This window comes from Cohnella sp. GbtcB17 (genome assembly GCF_019091135.1).
Taxonomy (GTDB): domain Bacteria; phylum Bacillota; class Bacilli; order Paenibacillales; family Paenibacillaceae; genus Cohnella.
In genome coordinates this window covers 31,098-47,940 of record NZ_JAGXJW010000030.1, presented here as the reverse complement: position 1 = coordinate 47,940, position 16,843 = coordinate 31,098, and the positions used below count along the sequence as shown (strand labels likewise).

The window sequence follows — 16,843 nt, the reverse complement described above, 5'->3', positions numbered from 1 at the left end:
TCTCCGTTCTTATTCCTCGTATTCCGTGAAGTCGACGTTGTCGATGATCCAGCGCTTGCGCGGATCGACCTTGTCGCCCATCAGCGTGGACACGCGGCGCTCCGCCTTCGCGGCGTCCTCGATCTGCACCTGCAGCAGCGTGCGCGACTCCGGATTCATCGTCGTTTCCCACAGCTGCTCCGGATTCATCTCGCCAAGCCCCTTGTACCGCTGCAGCTCGGCGCCCTTGCCGATCTCCTTCAGGTAGTTCTGCAGCTGTTCGTCGGTCCAGGCATAGCGCACCGTCTCGAGCTTCCCGGACTTGCGCGTGAGCTTATACAGCGGCGGCTGGGCGATGAACACCTTGCCCGCATCGATGAGCGGTTTCATGTACCGGTAGAAAAACGTCAGGAGCAGCACCTGGATATGCGCGCCGTCCGTATCGGCATCCGTCATGATGATGATCTTGGAATAGTTGCATTCCTCGACGTCGAATTCGGGGCCGACGCCGGCGCCCGTCGCCGCGATGATCGCCTTATATTCCTCGTTCTTCAGGATGTCGATAAGCTTGGCCTTCTCCGGGTTCATCGGCTTGCCCTTGAGCGGCAGGATCGCCTGATACTTGGAATCCCGTCCCTGCTTGGCCGAGCCTCCGGCGGAGTCGCCTTCGACGATAAACAGCTCGTTGCGCGTATAATCCTTGGACTGCGCGGGCGATAGCTTGCCGCCGAGGCTCGCGCTCTCGCTGCGCTTCTTGCCGCTGCGAATCTCCTCGCGCGCCTTGCGCGCCGCTTCGCGCGCCTTGGACGCCTGCACCGACTTGCGGATGAGCTGCTGGCCGACCTGCGGATTCTCCTCAAGAAACACGGCCATCTTCTCCGCCACGACGGCGTCGACCGCGCTGCGCGCCGAGGCGCTGCCGAGCTGGTCCTTGGTCTGGCCGACGAACTCGACGTCCGACATCTTGATGTTGATGACGGCCATCATCCCTTCGCGCAGATCGCTGCCCTCGAGGTTCTTTTCCTTTTCCTTGAGCTGGCCGATCTTGCGGGCGTACTCGTTCATGACGCGCGTATACGCCGTCTTGAAGCCCGTCTCATGCGTGCCGCCGCCCCGCGTCGGAATGGCGTTGACGAACGAGGCGATCGTCTCGGTGTAGCCGTCGTTGTACTGCAGCGCCACTTCGACTTCGATCTCGTCGCGCTCCGCGGTGAAGTGGACGACGTCGTGCAGCACCGTCTTTTCCTCGTTCAGAAACTGCACGAACTGCTTGGCGCCGCCCTCGTAGTGGAACACGTCCTCCTTGCCCGAGCGCTGGTCCTTGACCGTCACCTTGAGGCCCGAATTCAGGAACGCGATCTCCTGCAGGCGCTCCGACAGCGTATCGTAATTGATCGAGACATTGCCGTGAAAAACTTTTGGGTCCGGCTTGAACGTCACCTTCGTACCGGTCTTGTTCGTATTGCCGAGCACCTCGAGGCCCGTGACGGGCTCGCCGACATGCTCTTTGCCGTTCTTGTCGATCCACGTCTCGAAGCGCATCCGATGCGTCTTGCCTTCGCGGTAAATCTCGACCTCGAGCCATTCCGACAAAGCGTTCGTGACGGAGGCGCCTACGCCGTGCAGGCCGCCCGACTTTTTGTACCCGCCGCCGCCGAATTTGCCTCCTGCGTGCAAAATGGTGAAGACGACTTGGGGCGTCGGCACGCCCGTCTTGTGAAGTCCGGTCGGAATGCCGCGCCCGTTGTCCTGCACGGTGACGGAGTTGTCGCCGTGAATGGTTACGTCGATCCGCGAGCAATGCTTGGCCAAATGCTCGTCGACTGCGTTGTCCACGATCTCCCAGACAAGATGGTGCAAGCCCGATGAGGTAGTGCTGCCGATGTACATACCGGGCCGCTTGCGGACGGCGGTCAGCCCTTCGAGCACCTGTATGTCGTCCGCTCCGTATGTCGTACCCGCCTGCGCCGCGCTCTCCGCATACAGGTCTGTTTGTTCGGTCACGAATGATCCTCCTTGCTGCTTCTAGCGTCCGTCAAGGACGCGCCTTCCGTTCATTTTAAGCTAAAAGGCAGAAAATGCACAAGGCGTCCGTAATGTAATGATGCCCCGCAAATAAAAATAACCGCCTGCGCGTTGCAGAAACGGTCATGAATGATGACGTATAGAGTTTAACCGGACTGGCCTTAACTGGCAACGACGATTTTTTTGAGCAGCCGGATATCCGTCGTATGCTCCGCCACCTTGGAGGCAAGATCGTTAAATGCGACTTCGTGCTCGGTGTTCTTCGCGACTTGTTCGAAAGCAGCGTCGAGCTTCGTGTCGATACGGTCAACCTTTTGCTCGACTCGCGCCAAACTCAGGTCCATTTGGTCCATTTTCTGCTCGAATTGATCCACCTTTTGCTCGACGCGTTCCAGCCTATTGTCGATCTGGTCCACCTTCTGCTCCATCCGATCCAGCCGTCCCACAACATCTCCAAGCTTCTCAGCGATCTGCCTTAACAACTCTTCGCTCATCGTGGCTCACCGTCCTTGAATCGATTATAGCATGGACAAGAACGATGTCGAACCCGCACTTAAAACTTCCAATTGCCATTGACAAATGGAATAACTATCCACCTGCATCAAGCTAAAATATCCTGTCTCGTGAATACGGCGAACGACACCCCGATCGCGGCCAGCGACCAAACGGCCAGCACGGCAAGGGAAAATCCGAGCGTCATCCCTTCGATCGGCGGGGGCGAGCCCTGCAAATAGACGGACAGATCGAGGTTGACGTTAAACAAGTATTTGGCGCTGTGCCAGGACGAGGCCATGTTGGCGAGAATCGAGCCCGAGATGACGGCGGCCATCATCGTCACAAGGCTCGCGGCCGTGCTGCGGACGAGCACCGATACCATAAAGGCGATCACCGCGACCGTCATCGCGGAAAACCATACAAGTCCGAGCTGCATCAGCATATAAACGCCTTGCGCGATCGCATGGACGCCTGTCGTATCCATATTCGAGCCGTTCAGCTTAAAGCCGACGAACACCGGCTCGCGCCAGCCGCCGTAGCCGAACACAAGTCCCGATACGAGGTAGCTGACGGCGGCCGTCGTCACGAGAATAAGCGAGACGTACATCGAGAGCGTAACCAGCTTCGCGGCAAGGATGCGCCATCGTCGGACCGGACGGGTGAGCAGCATTTTGATCGTGCCGCCCGAGCGTTCGGAGGAGACGATGTCGGATGCGACGGCGAGCACCATAAGCGGAATAAACAAGCCGACGGCATTTTGCAAAAACGTGTTGGTAAAACGCACTGCATTCGGCGTATTCGGGTTGACGTCCCGGTCGAGGTAATACTGCAGCTGCTGCACGAGCGCGACGCGCCATTTTTTCCACTCCTCGGGAATCCGGTCGCTCGTGAGCGCGTTCGTATTGTCGGCGATGCGCTGCCGCAGCTCCGCCCTCCAGTCCGCATACTTGCCCTGGCTGCTCTGCGCGATTTTCATTTGCGCGTACACGAATACCGGTACGAGCGCAAGCAAAATAAGGACGATGACGGCAAACCGTTTTTTCTTCCACACTTTGACCGTTTCGTTGCGGATCAGTTCAAGATCCCGACGCATCGCGCTCGCCTCCCGTCAACGTGAGAAATAAAGACTCCAGCGTCGGTACGACGCGCTGCACCGCGAGCACGCCGACGCCTGCCGACGCGCAGCGGGCGACGACGTCCGGTATGTCCTCCTGACGCACGAGGGTAGGCACGGCGCCCGGCAGTGCGAGCAGAACGGACTCGTCTAGCAGCGCGCGGTCCCCGTCCGCCACCTCGACGCGCGGATCGTCCGTCAGCAGCCGCCGTCCCGCCTCCGGATCCTCGAACAGCCACAGCGTATGCGCCTCCGACTGCGCGATCATGTCATGCACGTCGCCCACCGCGATCACCCGTCCGCCGTCGATGATTGCCACGCGGTCGCACAGGAGCTGGATCTCGCTCAGCAGGTGACTGGACACGAACACGCTCATGCCACCGGCGGCGAGCTCGGCGATAAACGCCCGCAGCTCCTTGATGCCCTTCGGGTCAAGTCCGTTGGTCGGCTCGTCCAGAATGAGCAGCTTAGGCGCGCCGAGCAGCGCCTGCGCGATGCCGAGCCGCTGCCGCATGCCGAGGGAGTATGTCTTGACCTTGTCGTGGATGCGCGAATCCAGCCGCACGATCCTCGCCACCTCTTCGATGCGCGCTTCGCCGATGCCCTCCTGCATGCGGGCGAACAGATCGAGGTTTTCCCAGCCGGTCATAAAGCCGTACATTTCCGGATTTTCGACGATGCAGCCTACATGCCTGAGCGCCCGCTCGGGATGCTTGTTCACGTCCTCGCCGCAGACGAGCACGCGGCCCGAAGTCGGCTTGATGAGATCGACCAGCATGCGGATCGTCGTCGTCTTGCCAGAGCCGTTGGGACCGAGGAAGCCGTAGATCTCCCCGGCGCGGACGTCGAAGGAAATATCGTCGATGATCTTGCGGCCGCGGATCGTCTTGGACAGATGCTCCACGGAAAGCACGGGCGGCTCTCGTAGAACGCGGCTTTCGCGTTCCCGCTCCGTTTCGGCCGAACTCGAAACGCTAACGCTTGCATTCTCTGCCGTCATGCTCTTTTGCATCCCGCGGCCTCCTTTCTGTCAATCAAGCGCCTGCGCTACGCGTATCGCGATGCGGGCATAGCCCGCTCCGTTCGGGTGGAAATGATCCGAGGACAAATAGCGCGCTGACTGCGCCTCGAACAAATCGGCCGTAGGCACGACGACGATGTTGCCGTCGGCTTCGGCAAGCTTGACGGCGTAGCCGTTCCAATCGGCCAAGATGGACGCGATCGCAGGCCGCAGCTGCGCAAGCTCGTAAAACGGGTTATACAACGCGACATAAGCGATCTTCGCGGAAGGATTGATCGCGCGAAGCTTCGTCATCACGGCTTTGAGATGCGCCTCGGTCGTCGGCAGCAGCCGCTTCGCCAGCTCGGGATCGATGCCGCCGCCTTCCGCGATCGATCCACCCGATTGCTGCGAGGAGCGGAACAGATCGTTGCCGCCGATCGTGAGCAGCACGAGGTTTGCGCCGGCCACCGCATCCCGCATCGCTTTGCCGTCCAGCAGCTCGTTCAGCTTGGCGGCCTCCAGACCGCTCACCGCCAGATTGCCGCTCAGCTTAACCGGCTTGCCCATCGACTTGGAGAGCTCATCGAGGCTGTCCGCCACGTAGCCTTTGCCCGCGACGTCGCCGACGCCGCGCGTGAGCGAATCGCCGATCGCGATCGCCTTGATCTCCGGCAGGCTCGTCCATTCGCCGCCCGGCTGCGGCGTCGCCTGCGTCGGCGAAGGAAGCGCCAGCCCTCCCGACGGCGCCCACGCATCTTTCAGCGCCCAGCCGAATCCGAGCAGCAGCAGCGCCGTGCACAGCAGGCATACCGTGCCCAACACGGGCCATAGCCGATCCTTTTTGCCTCTCATGCCTCCCCCTCCTCTCGAAGCGGCGCCGCAGCCAGCTGCGTGCTGCCCGCGTCTGCTCGCTTCTTGCCCGCGCCTTCCCGTCATTTGCGTCTATTTCGTTTCCCTCAATTTACCGAATCAGAACCGCTTTTTCAAATCGGGCAAGCAAAGGATGCATGCTCCCATGCAAGCGACCGCGCGAGAGTCCCGCAAGCGCGCAAAAAGCTCCCGCCCGTTCACCGGGCGGGAGCGATATAAGCAGAACCGATCAGGCCGACAAAAACTTGTACTGCGCTTCGATCAGATTGCGATAATGCCCCGGCCTGCGCATGAGCTCCTCGTGGTTGCCCCGATCCACGATAACGCCGTGATCGAGTACAAGGATGAGGTCCGCATGGCGGATCGTAGACAGACGGTGGGCGACGATAAACGAGGTGCGGTGCTCGAGCAGCGTGCCGAGCGCCTCCTGAATGCGCACCTCGGTCTCGGTGTCGATGCTCGCGGTCGCCTCGTCCATGATCAGGATGCGCGGGTCCGCGAGCAGCGCGCGGGCGAACGACAGCAGCTGCCGCTGTCCCATGGACAGCGCCGTGCCGCGCTCCTGCACCTGCGTATCGTAGCCGTCGGGCAGCTTCACGATGAATTCGTGCGCGCGCACCGAGCGCGCGGCCGCTTCGACCTCCGCGTCGGTGGCATCCGGCCGGCCGCAGCGGATGTTGTCCCGGATCGAGCCGCAGAAGATGAACGTATCCTGCATGACGATGCCGATCTGCCTGCGCAGGCTGTCCAGCGTCGCGTCGCGGACGTCCATGCCGTCGATGAGGACGCGACCCGAGGTGACGTCGTAAAATCGGCAGAGCAGGTTCACGATCGTGCTCTTTCCCGAACCGGTATGGCCGACGAGCGCGACCGTCATGCCCGGCTTGATGTCGAAGCTGACGTCCTTCAGCGCCAGGCGATCCGGGTCGTAGCCGAAGACGACATGGTCGAACTGGACGCGTCCGCGGACGTTAGGCATCGGCTTCGCGTCCTCCTTTTCGGCGACGATCGGCTTCTCGTCCATATACTCGAAGATCCGCTCCGCCGAAGACATCGAGATGAGCAGCTGGGAGTACATCTGCCCGAGCCGGTTGATCGGCTCCCAGAAGTTGCTCACGTATGTGATGAACGCGACGAGCACTCCGACGGTCAGTTCGTCCTGCTTGATCAGATGCGTGCCGTACAGCAGCAGGATCAGCGTCCCGATCGCGGAGGTGACCTCGATCACCGGACCGAACAGCTGATTGAGCGCGGACGCGGTGTTCCAGGAGCGAATGCTGCTGCCGTTCAGGTTTTCGAAGAAGCGCTGATTTTCCTTCTCCTGCGCGAACGCCTGCGTTACCCGCATGCCCTGGATCGCCTCGTTCAGATGCGAGTTGATGCGGGATTGCTTGATGCGCACCGTCTGCCAGGCCATCCGCGTCCGCTTGCGAAGCGAGGAGGAGACGAAAATGAGCAGCGGCACGGTGATCATGACCGCGAGCGCCAGCTTCGGCTGCAGCACGAGCAGAATGACGACGATGCCCGCGAGCTGGGCGATGTCGATCACCGAGTTCACGACGCCGTTGGAGAGCAAGTCCTGCAGCGCGTTGACGTCGTTCGTGATCCGCACGAGAACGGAGCCTGCCGGACGCTTGTCGAAAAAGCGGAACGACAGCGTCTGCACATGCTTGAACAGCGCCGACCGCAGGTCGTAAATGACCTTTTGCCCGATGTCGTTCGTATGCCGGATCGTATAGTTTTGCGCCCACCAGCGCAGGCCGTACATGGCGGCCATCACGCCGAACACGATCGACAGGTAGCCCATGCTGCCGTTGCCGCCGTCCGGATCGATGACTTTGTCGATCGCCAGGCTGATCAGATAAGGAACCGCAAGCCGCGTCAGCATGCCGAATACCATCATGACGAACACGACGCGCGTCACCGCGCCTTTATACGGCTTCAAGTAGTCGAACAACCGGGCCATCTGCTTCCAGTTGAACGATTTTTCGATCAGGACGTCGTCCTGGTATTGAAACTGCCTGCTCATCCGCTCACCCTCCTGCCGCCTGCGGCGTCCTCGCCGAGTTCGTCGGGCCGGTCCGCGTATTGCGTGCGGTACGTCTCCCGGTACAGACCCGGCAGCCGCACCAGCTCCTCGTGCCTGCCGCGCTGAACGACATGCCCCTTATCCAGGACGACAATCTCGTCGGCGTGGCGAAGCGAGGAGATCCGGTGGGCGATAATGAACACCGTCCGCCCTTCCATCACCTGCCGCAGCGCCAGCTGGATGCGGTGCTCCGTCTCCATGTCGAGCGCGCTCGTGGAATCGTCGAGAATGAGTACCTGCGGACGGATCAGGAAGGCGCGGGCAAGCGCGATCCGCTGCTTCTGTCCGCCGGACAAGCCCATGCCGCGTTCCCCGACGATCGTGTCGTAGCCGCCCGGGAGCTCCATGATAAAGCCGTGCGCGTCCGCCAGCTTCGCGGCCTGTTCGATCTGCTCCTGCGTCGCTTCGGCGCAGCCGTAGCTGATGTTCTCCCGGATCGTCGTCGAGAACAGGAACGATTCCTGAAACACGATCGCAGTCCGGCTGCGCAGCGCGTTCAAGTCGAGCTGGCGAATGTCGGTGCCGTCGAGCGTGATCGACCCGCTCGTGACGTCGTACGCCCGCAGCAGCAGCTGAACGACGGTCGATTTGCCCGAACCCGTGCCCCCGAGCAGGCCGATGACCGACCCGGGACCCGCGGTCAGATCGAAATTAACGAGCGCGGAAGGCTGGTGCTCGTGATTCGGATAGCGGAAGGTAACGTCGTTGTAGCGAATGAGCCCGGTCCCGCCGGGCTTAGGCGCATGCGGGTGCGCCGGCGGCTGCACATCGACATGCCGGTTCAGCAGCTCCAGCAGCCGCTCTCCCGAAGCCTTGGACATCGTATAGTTGTTAATTTGGAAGCCCAGCGTCCATAGCGGCGCCACGATCATGCCGAGCATGCTATTCAGCGCTACGAGGTCGCCGAGGCTCATATGATGATGGATGACGCGCCAGCCGCCCACAAGCAGCAGGAGGGCGATGCTGAAGCTGGCTACGAATTCGATGATCGGAAAATAGGTGGCCCATACGGCCGCGATGGATAGATTGTTTTCTTTGTACTGGCTGTTGCCTTCGTCGAACTTCTTGTACTCGTGCTCCGCGCTGTCGTACGATTTGACGGTTCTTACGCCCATGATGTTTTCCTGGACGCTGATCGTGAGCCGACTGATCGCAATGCGGATGGCGCGGAAGATCGGGTGGATCTGCAGCTCAAAGCGAATGGCGAAGTAGCCGATAACCGGGATGATCGCAAGCGTCATAAGGCCCATCGTCCAGTCGACGTAGAACATCATGCCGAAGCCGAACAGCACCAGAAACAGCGTGTTGAGCAGCTGGGCGAAGCCGAACCCGACGAAGTTGCGGATGCCTTCGATGTCGGCGGTCAGCCGCGACATGAGGTCTCCTGTCCTTGCTTGGTCGTAAAACGAAAACGAAAGTTGCTGAAGCTTGTCGTAGCTGGCATTGCGCATGCGGTAAGCGAGTCTGTTGCCAAGACGTCCCCCGCAAAAGCCGTGCACGTACTGAAAAGCGGCTTTGACGACGATCAGCGCGACCGCAAGCAGCGCAAGCCCCATGATGCCGTCGAACTCCTTCGGCTTGATCACGTCGTCGATCAACGCCTTGAGGAGCAGCGGATACACGAGACCGATCGCCGTTGCGATTGCGAGTCCGAGCACCGAGCCCATCAAAAAACCTTTGTCCGGCCAGAAAAATTGCTTGAGGCCTTTGAAAATATCCAAGCGACAGTCCTCCCCTGTGAGCATCCCCACGGAAGTGTAACAGGATTGTCACAACCGTTCAAACGCCGTATGCCGGACGGAGAAACGCTGAGTACGTGCGAGAGCGATTAAGCATGGCAGGGAGACCGATATCTCTTAAATCATCCTGTTTAAGCCCTTACATCCCGGTATGCGGCAGTAAAACGGGGAAATCGGGAGCAAAGCCAAGAAAAGACCCTTCTCACATCTCGTGACGATGCGAGAAGAGTCGATATGCGGACATAATCCACTGGCGAAAAATCGTCTTAAATGCCCGATTTTAAGCCTTGCCAATCGCTTTGCAGACGTCTGAGCGCGTCGTCCGAGCCGGGCGTCTCGAGCGCGCGTCTGACGCCTTCGGCGTAGGCGGTCAGCTCCGACGCAAGACGGACCGCGACATCCTGAAGCTCGCTCTCGAAGGCGGCCGCGATCCGGCTCGCCCAGGCTTCCCGAACGCCGGCGAGCCAGGCGTCGGCCGCCTGGAAAAGCGCGGCCTCTGCCTCGCTCTTCAGCGCCGCGCTGCCCTCGCGCTCGAAGAAGTGCTTCGGGCTCTTGAAAGCCTGCCAGAGCTTGCGGCCGTCCCAATCCGGGCCGGCGCCGAAGGGCTCCGGCACCGGCAGGCCAAGCGCCGGCGCTGCGGGCGGCTCCGTCTCGAAGCCGCCAAGGCCCGCTTTTGCGATCCCGTCCTCGACCTGCCGGCCGATGACGCGGCCGAGCGCCGTCTCCATGCGAAGCCCGGCCGACCGCAGCTCCTGCTGAAGGTCCTCGCCGACGCCGCGCTTCAAGTCCAGCCAGCACGAGACGATCAGCTTGCGCAGATCGCGGCCGTCGTCCTGGAGCACGGACGGGTGGAACGCCGTCATGAAGTGCTCGCCGAATCGGTACTGCACCCTGCGGCGCATATGGTACAGCTGTTCCCCCAGCTCCTCGACAAGCGGCTGGATGGCCGCTTCGGGCGGCCCGGCCGACCAGGCTTCCCGCAGCGACTCGGCGGCCCGAAGCATGGCGGCGGCGGACGCTTGCCTGCTCGCCGCATCCTCGCTGGCGGCGCCGAGCAGGCCGTCGATGCGCGCGCCGATGCGATCGAGCTGCTTGCGCGCGGAGGCGAGCGCCAGGCTGCCGAGCTCCTCGTCCGCGAAGCGGCGGAAGGCGGCTTCGAAGTCGGCCAGCCCGGATTGTCTGCGTCCGGCAGCGTCGCCCGCCAGCTTCGCTTCGAGGCCGAGCAGGCTCGAGACGGGATAAATGCGGGGCTGCCGGATGCCGTGCTTGAGCAGCTGCGACTCGACGTGCGCGGCGACGCCCGCCAGCTCCTCGGCCGAAGCGGCGAGGTCCGCAGCGTTCAGCACGAAAAACATTTTGTCGAGCTCGAAGGCGTCCTTGACGCTGCCGAGCTGTTGCAGGAAGCTGCGGTCCGCTTCGGTAAAGGCGTGATTGTAATACGTAACGACCAGAACCGCGTCCGCGTTTTTGATGTACACGAAGGCGACGCCCGTATGGCGGGCGTTGATCGAATCCGCTCCGGGCGTGTCGACGAGCACCGCGCCGCTGCGAGTCAGCGGCGAGTCGACGTGCAGGTCGGCCGAGGCGACGAAGCAGGACGCTTCCTCGTCCGCCACATAGCGGCGGTAGTCGGCGCCCTCCGCCGTAAACGATGTGCCGAGCAGCGGACCGTAGCGGTCCCAGCCGCGTGCGGCGGCGCGCAGGAATGCCAAGTGCGGCCGCCCGCGCGGATGGATGTCGTCCGGCGACATGCGCGCCGCCAGGGCGAACAGCTCCGCAGGACCGGCAGCGGACGCGATATCGCGCTCGCGGACGCCGAGGCGCGCGAGCGAATGCGCGAGGTCGCTTTGCATGTCTTCCGCTTCCTTCATATAGATGCGGGCCGTGCCGTGAGGCGCATCGGGTTCTGGCGCGACGATCCGGTTGATCGTCGCCGTCGTCGGATTCGGCGACACGGGCAGCGCCGGCTGGCCGACGAGCGCGTTGGCGAAGGAAGACTTGCCTGCGCTGAAGGCCCCGAACAGCGCGATCGTGAAGCGGCTGTCCCGCAGCTGCGCCGCCTTGGCAGACAGCGCTTCGCGCTGCCGCGCGAGCTCGGGGAACGGCGCCAGCAGCGCCGAGCCGCGCTCGAGCAAGCTCGCGGCGCTTGCAGAGGCGCCGTAAGAGCCGCTCTCTCCGGCCTGGGCAGCCTCATCTGCCGCAGCTTCGACTCCGGCGCTCGACAGGCTGACGGCCGGCGCCGCGTCCGCCGACACCGGCTGCGACGCGGTCTGCGCTTCGAGCGGCGCCGGCGCCGGCAGCTTCAGCTCGGCGATGTCGGCGACACCCGCCGTCGGGAGCATCTCCACCAGACTGCGCTCTGCTTCAGCCGCCTCCGCGTCGAGCGCCTGAAGACGGTCGGCTGCCGCTTGCCTTTCGCTCAGCTCGCCGAGCGAGCTTGCGAGCGATGCGGCGTCCGCATCGCGCTCCGGCTGCCGGCTTGCGACGATTTCCTCGAAGCGTGCGAGCGCCGTTTTCCTCACCCTGCGCTTCCACTCCGAGCTAAGCTCGGACGCGTACTGGAGCGTCGCATCGCCGCCCGCTCCTGCGCCAGGCTTGACGAGCGACGCAATCCATGCGGCGTCCGGCGCGGGGAAGTCCGCCTCGAGCGACGCTTCCCAGGCCGCATCGCCGATGCCGGCATTTCTCGCCTCGCGGCGCAGCATCGCCCGCACGTGAACGTGCAGGTTCGCCTCCGCCTGCGCGGCGAAGTCCGCCGCGAGCTCGGCGAGCCTGCGCTCGCGCTCCGCCTCGGTCTTGGCGCCGCTGCCGAGCCAGCCGACCTTGAAGCCCGCCTGCCTGCTCTCCAGTACGGCGCGCGCCTTCTCGCGCGTCTCGGCCGGCGTGAGCCCGGCATTGCCCAGCAGCTGGTCGAGCTCGCGCTTCAAGCCGTCCAGCTGCCGCTCCCCCGCCGTCCTCGCCGCTTCCAGCTCGGCGGTCAGCGCGGCGCGCCGCTGCGCCAACTCCGCGAGGCCGCTCTCTCCGCCCGCCTGCGCGAGCAGCGTCTCTCGCAGCTGCGCCTGGCGCTGCAGCAGCCCTTCCCTGAACTCGCCCGCCAAATGCCGGGCCGAGCGGTCCGCGCTGTGCAGCAGCAACTTCTCCTTTTCGCCCTTCAGCGCTTCGATGACGCGCAGCAGCTCGCCCATCTGCGACAGCGGGTGATCGGGCCTGCGCATCGACAGAAACAGCAGGCCTGCCAGCTCGATGCGCCAAGCCTCTAACGCGCTGGCGAGCCCCGCCCGGAACGCTTCGAAGGACACTTCGCTCTCGCGGTGCTTGTCGATCTGGTTCACGATCAAGTAGGTCGGCTTCCCCCATTGGTGCAGCATGCGAAGGAAGCGGAAGTTCACATCGGACAATACATGGTTGTAGTCCGTCACGTAAAAAACGACGTCGGCCAGGTGCAGCGCGGATTCCGTCGCCGCGCGGTGCGCCCCGTCGGTGGAATCGACTCCCGGCGTATCGACGAGCGCTAGCGAATCGCCGAGCAGCGGGATCGGGTAGCGCACGTCGATCGACGATACGCCTTCTCCGTCCACGGCCAGGTCGCCTAGCCGCTCGACGGATACGTCCGGTATTTCCTTCACCGAGCCGTCCTTGCCGACGAACTCGACCTTGACCGCCGGCTTCCCGTTCGCGATCGTGACCACGTTCGCGCTCGTCGGGATCGGCGACGACGGCAGCAGCTGCGCACCGCACAGCGCGTTAACGAGCGTCGACTTGCCCGCGGAGAAGTGTCCGCAAAACGCCAGCGTGGCGATGTCCAGCGACAGCTTGCCCGCGAGCTCTGCCAGCTTGCCGCCCGCCTGGGCGTCGCCCGCTTGTGCGGCGGCTTGAGACATGCGCAGCAGCGCAGCGCTATAGCCGGTCAGGCTGCCGTCCGCCTCGACCGACCTATCGGTCACGGTATCCATTTTCGCCGCCATCATGATACTGCTCCTCCCCGCTTGCGAGCGGCCGCGGGCTTCATTCTTCGCTTGCCTTCCGGGCAAACGTCAAGCAGCGGGCATACTTCGCATTTCGGATTTTGCGCCTTGCAATGGTAGCGCCCGAGGAAGATGAGACGGTGATGCGTCAGCGTCCATTCTTCGCGCGGCACGAGCTTCATCAGTTTCTTTTCGACCTCGAGGACGGAGTCGTCCGGCTTCGCGACGGCGAGCCGCTTCGATACCCGCTCCACATGCGTGTCGACCGCGATGGCGGGCACGTCGAAGGCGTTGGACATGACGACGTTGGCCGTCTTCCTCCCGACGCCGGGCAGCTCGGTCAGTCCTTCGTGGCTGGCGGGCACTTCGCCGTCGTACTTGTCGATCAAAATCCGGCTCAGCTTCTGGATGTTCGCCGCCTTGTTGCGGAACAGGCCGATGCGCCGAATGTCGTTTTCCAGCTCCTCGAGCGGAACGTCCAGATAGTCCTGCGGCTTATTATATTTCTCGAACAGCGTCGCCGTGACGCGATTCACCGTCTCGTCCGTGCACTGCGCCGACAGCAGGACGGCGATCGTCAGCTCGAACGGGTTGCGGTGGTTCAGCTCGCAGTGCGCATCCGGGAACATTTTGGCGATCTCGTCCAAAATATATCGCATCTTCGTTTTATTCATCGCTTGCTTCCATCTCCCATGCTTCGTTTCCCTGTTTAAGCATTAACTTTCAGTTTAGCTGAAGATCCGCGATTCGACAAGAAAAACGGCCCCGCTTGTGAGCGGAGCCGTCGATCGTCTTGCAAGCTGGAGCGTTAAAAATCAAGCGTTAAGGCTTCACGATCTCGACCGCTTTGCCTCGCAGCACGTAAACGTTGATCGGATCGCCAAAGTTCAGGCTGTCGGTCGTGATCAGCGTATCGCCCTGGTGAATGTACGCTTGCGGCGACAGCGCGACCGAGTAGTTGTCGTCGCTGAGCGATTCCTTCTGATAGTAAAACGTGCTCGACGTCTTGTCCGTGCGCCAGTATGTTTTGCTGACCGGCGTCACGACGTTCAAAATCGTGCGGTCGTTCTCGTCCTTGCGCAGCTCGACACGATCGTCCAGCTGGATCGCCGAGAGCGTATTGGACGAGACGCCACCCCGAACGACGAGCGGCGTCGCGCCGACCGTCTGCTTCGTCGCTGCGCCGGTGCCCGTGCGAAGATCGATCGTGCCGGCGGCCGTATCGATGGCGACGACGCGTCCGAACGTCGACGGTACGATCTTCGCCAGCGTCGGCGTCGCGCCCTGCAGCGTCACGTTCAGCAGCGTGCCTGCCGCGAATCCGGACAGCTGCACGGCGTTGCCGCTTGCGTCCTGGAGCGCGAAGCCCGTGCCCACCGTCCATTCGGCGACCGAGCCGTCGGAAGCCTTGGCCTTAAGCTTGGCTGCGGCAGCGTCGACGGACACGACTTCGAATTGAACGGTCTTCACGACCTGCAGCGCAACCGCATAGTTCTGCCCGCCGTCGAGCAGCGCGACGATCTTGTCGCCCGCCTTGATGTCCGCGTAGGTGCGGTTCGTCTGTCCGTAAATCTCGACGGTCGGCGAGCTGTAAGGCACCGTGACGTTCGAATTGTTATCCAGCAGCAGCTGAAGCGTCTTTGTCGTCGTGTTGTTCGACGACACCGTGCCCTTGTACTGGGCGACAAACGAGATGGACACGATGTTGCTGCCCGAGTAGCCGATATCGACCTTGCGGCCTTTGTAAAGCATGCTCGCGCCCGCGTCTGCCGTAATCGTCGTGCCGTTCAGGTCATAGCGCACGCCTGCGCCGAGCGTGAAGGTTTTCACGTTGCCTGCGGCATCCTTCAGAATAAGCACCTTCGCGTCGAAGTCATAGGACGACACGACCAGTCCGTTCTGGACCTGGACGCTCCGCCCCGTCGCCTCGACCGCGGTAACTTTGCCTTCGGCGTTCAGCGTCAGCGTGACCGAATCGCCAGGATACAGATCCGCCAGCGTCGCGCTGTTCAATCCCGAGATTTTGACCGCTACGCCTGCGACGTATTCCTTGCCGATGATGTCGCTTGCGCCGGCGACCCGGTATTGGATCGTCTGAGCGGACGTATCGATCTTGAACAGCGTGCCCGTCGCGCTCGCGACGGCGGCGCTCTTCGTGACCGTTACCGACGTGTAGAGTCCGCCTTTGATCTCGTAGGCGACCGTGTCGCCGACCTTGATGTCGCCGATCGCAGCCGGCACGCCGCTGACCGTGCGCAGCACCGCGTTGGCGTCGAGCGCCCGCGTCTCCGCGATCGATGTGGCGTTGTCTTTGACCTGGAGCTTGCGGCCCGCCGCGTCGACGCTCAGCACCGTACCGGTGCCGGATTTTGCGACGGCCGACTGGCCGGTCTTGACGGCGATGACCTTGCCGGATTGCGTATACGTGTCGATTGTAAGCGTAAGTTCCGTGTTTTCCGGCAGATCGGCAAGCGCCACCTTGTTGTTCTCCGCGTCCGTCACGGACGGCAGCCGGGCCGGATCGTACGAATAGGACTGTACGTCTTCACCGCTCAGCAGCGTGATGGCGGACTTCGAAGCGCTGACGACGACGAGCTTGCCCTGCACCGTCTTGACCAGCGGCGTGTCGCTCGCCTGCTCAACGTATGCCGCGGATCCGTCAGCGGCCGCGATGACGCTGACCGTGCCGTAAACCTTGAGCGCGTCCTGCGCCGTCAGCGCTTCGCTGTCGAGACGCGAATACAGCGTGCCCGTGCCGACGGCGTAGGCGGTAGCCGTGCCGTTCTCTTGCAGTACAGTGACGGCGCCCGCGTCGGCGGCGAGCAGCATGCCGGTCGTTTGCTTCGGATAAGCGACCTGCTTGGTCGCTTCGGCGCGGCTGAACAGCGTCGCCGCCGTCGCGCGGGTCACGACGCCCTTGGGGGCGAACGTATTGCCGCTGAGTCCCTTCACAAGATTCAGATCGACGGCCGCTTTGACGTAGCCGACCAGGTCCTTGTCGATCGAAGCGTTGTCGGCGAAGGCAGTCGTGCCTGTCGCCGCCTTCTCGCCGATCGTGCGGACGAGCAGGCGCGCGATCCATTCGCGGGTCGCCGGCGCCTCGCCCCAATTGACCTTGGGCTGCGCTTCGGCGAGCGCAAACTCCTCGTTGCGGTCGAGCAAGCCTTCCTTCAGCGCATAGCTGACGTACAGGTTGGCATAGGAACTGACGTTAAACGTGCTCGGAAAAGCCGCTACGCCGGAGTCCAGCGCCTTCTGTTCAAGGCCGAGGAAGCGAATCGCGATGATGACCGCGTCCTGTCTCTTGACGCTGTCGTTCGGTGCGAACAGATTGGCGCCCTTGCCCGCGATCAAGCCTTGAAGCGCCAGCTTGGCGATATGCTTTTCCGCCCAGTGGCCGGCCGCGACGTCCGTGAACGGCGTCTTGGAGGCCGCGGAAGCGGTCTGTGCCGGACCGGCGGCTGCCGCGCCGGATACGATCAGCGCAAGGAATAGAATGGATAATAGCCAATTTCGTGGTTTGAACGACATCGTGTGATCTCCCCGATCGTGCGGCAAGCGGAC

General features: G+C 62.8%; 10 protein-coding genes. All 10 read right to left on the bottom strand.

The genetic code is table 11. From position 1 onward, the window contains the following. Positions 1–9: 9 nt before the first annotated feature. The 10 genes from parE to KVT38_RS17460 all read right to left on the bottom strand — a co-directional run bounded on the left by parE (position 10) and on the right by KVT38_RS17460 (position 16,810). On the bottom strand, positions 10–1,983 hold the full coding sequence (gene parE / locus KVT38_RS17505; protein ID WP_217595030.1) for a DNA topoisomerase IV subunit B: 1,974 nt from the start codon (positions 1,981–1,983) through the stop codon (positions 10–12). 182 nt (positions 1,984–2,165) lie between these two features. Then, a complete protein-coding gene (locus tag KVT38_RS17500) occupies positions 2,166–2,498 on the bottom strand; it encodes a hypothetical protein (protein ID WP_217595029.1) in 333 nt (110 codons plus the stop codon). Positions 2,499–2,605: 107 nt separating this feature from the next. After that, the gene (locus KVT38_RS17495; protein ID WP_217595028.1) at positions 2,606–3,592 is read right to left on the bottom strand and encodes an ABC transporter permease; all 987 of its coding nucleotides are present in this window, start codon (positions 3,590–3,592) and stop codon (positions 2,606–2,608) included. Continuing rightward, positions 3,576–4,625, bottom strand: coding sequence for an ABC transporter ATP-binding protein (locus tag KVT38_RS17490; RefSeq protein ID WP_217595027.1), 1,050 nt, complete (start codon positions 4,623–4,625; stop codon positions 3,576–3,578). The genes KVT38_RS17495 and KVT38_RS17490 overlap by 17 nt, the downstream gene beginning before the upstream one ends. 18 nt (positions 4,626–4,643) lie before the next feature. Continuing rightward, complete coding sequence (locus tag KVT38_RS17485) at positions 4,644–5,468, bottom strand: GDSL-type esterase/lipase family protein (protein WP_217595026.1); 825 nt, start codon at positions 5,466–5,468, stop codon at positions 4,644–4,646. 247 nt (positions 5,469–5,715) lie between these two features. Then, entirely contained in the window at positions 5,716–7,515 is a 1,800-nt protein-coding gene (locus tag KVT38_RS17480) for an ABC transporter ATP-binding protein (RefSeq protein WP_217595025.1), read from the bottom strand. After that, complete coding sequence (locus tag KVT38_RS17475) at positions 7,512–9,296, bottom strand: ABC transporter ATP-binding protein (protein ID WP_217595024.1); 1,785 nt, start codon at positions 9,294–9,296, stop codon at positions 7,512–7,514. Before KVT38_RS17475 ends, KVT38_RS17480 begins: the two co-directional genes overlap by 4 nt. 284 nt (positions 9,297–9,580) lie before the next feature. After that, positions 9,581–13,282 (bottom strand): dynamin family protein, encoded by a 3,702-nt coding sequence (locus tag KVT38_RS17470; RefSeq protein ID WP_217595023.1) that lies wholly within the window; start codon positions 13,280–13,282, stop codon positions 9,581–9,583. Next, positions 13,279–13,953, bottom strand: a complete 675-nt coding sequence (gene nth / locus KVT38_RS17465; RefSeq protein WP_217595022.1) for an endonuclease III — start codon at positions 13,951–13,953, stop codon at positions 13,279–13,281. Before nth ends, KVT38_RS17470 begins: the two co-directional genes overlap by 4 nt. A gap of 148 nt (positions 13,954–14,101) precedes the next feature. Further along, on the bottom strand, positions 14,102–16,810 hold the full coding sequence (locus tag KVT38_RS17460; protein WP_217595021.1) for an S-layer homology domain-containing protein: 2,709 nt from the start codon (positions 16,808–16,810) through the stop codon (positions 14,102–14,104). Positions 16,811–16,843 lie beyond the last annotated feature (33 nt).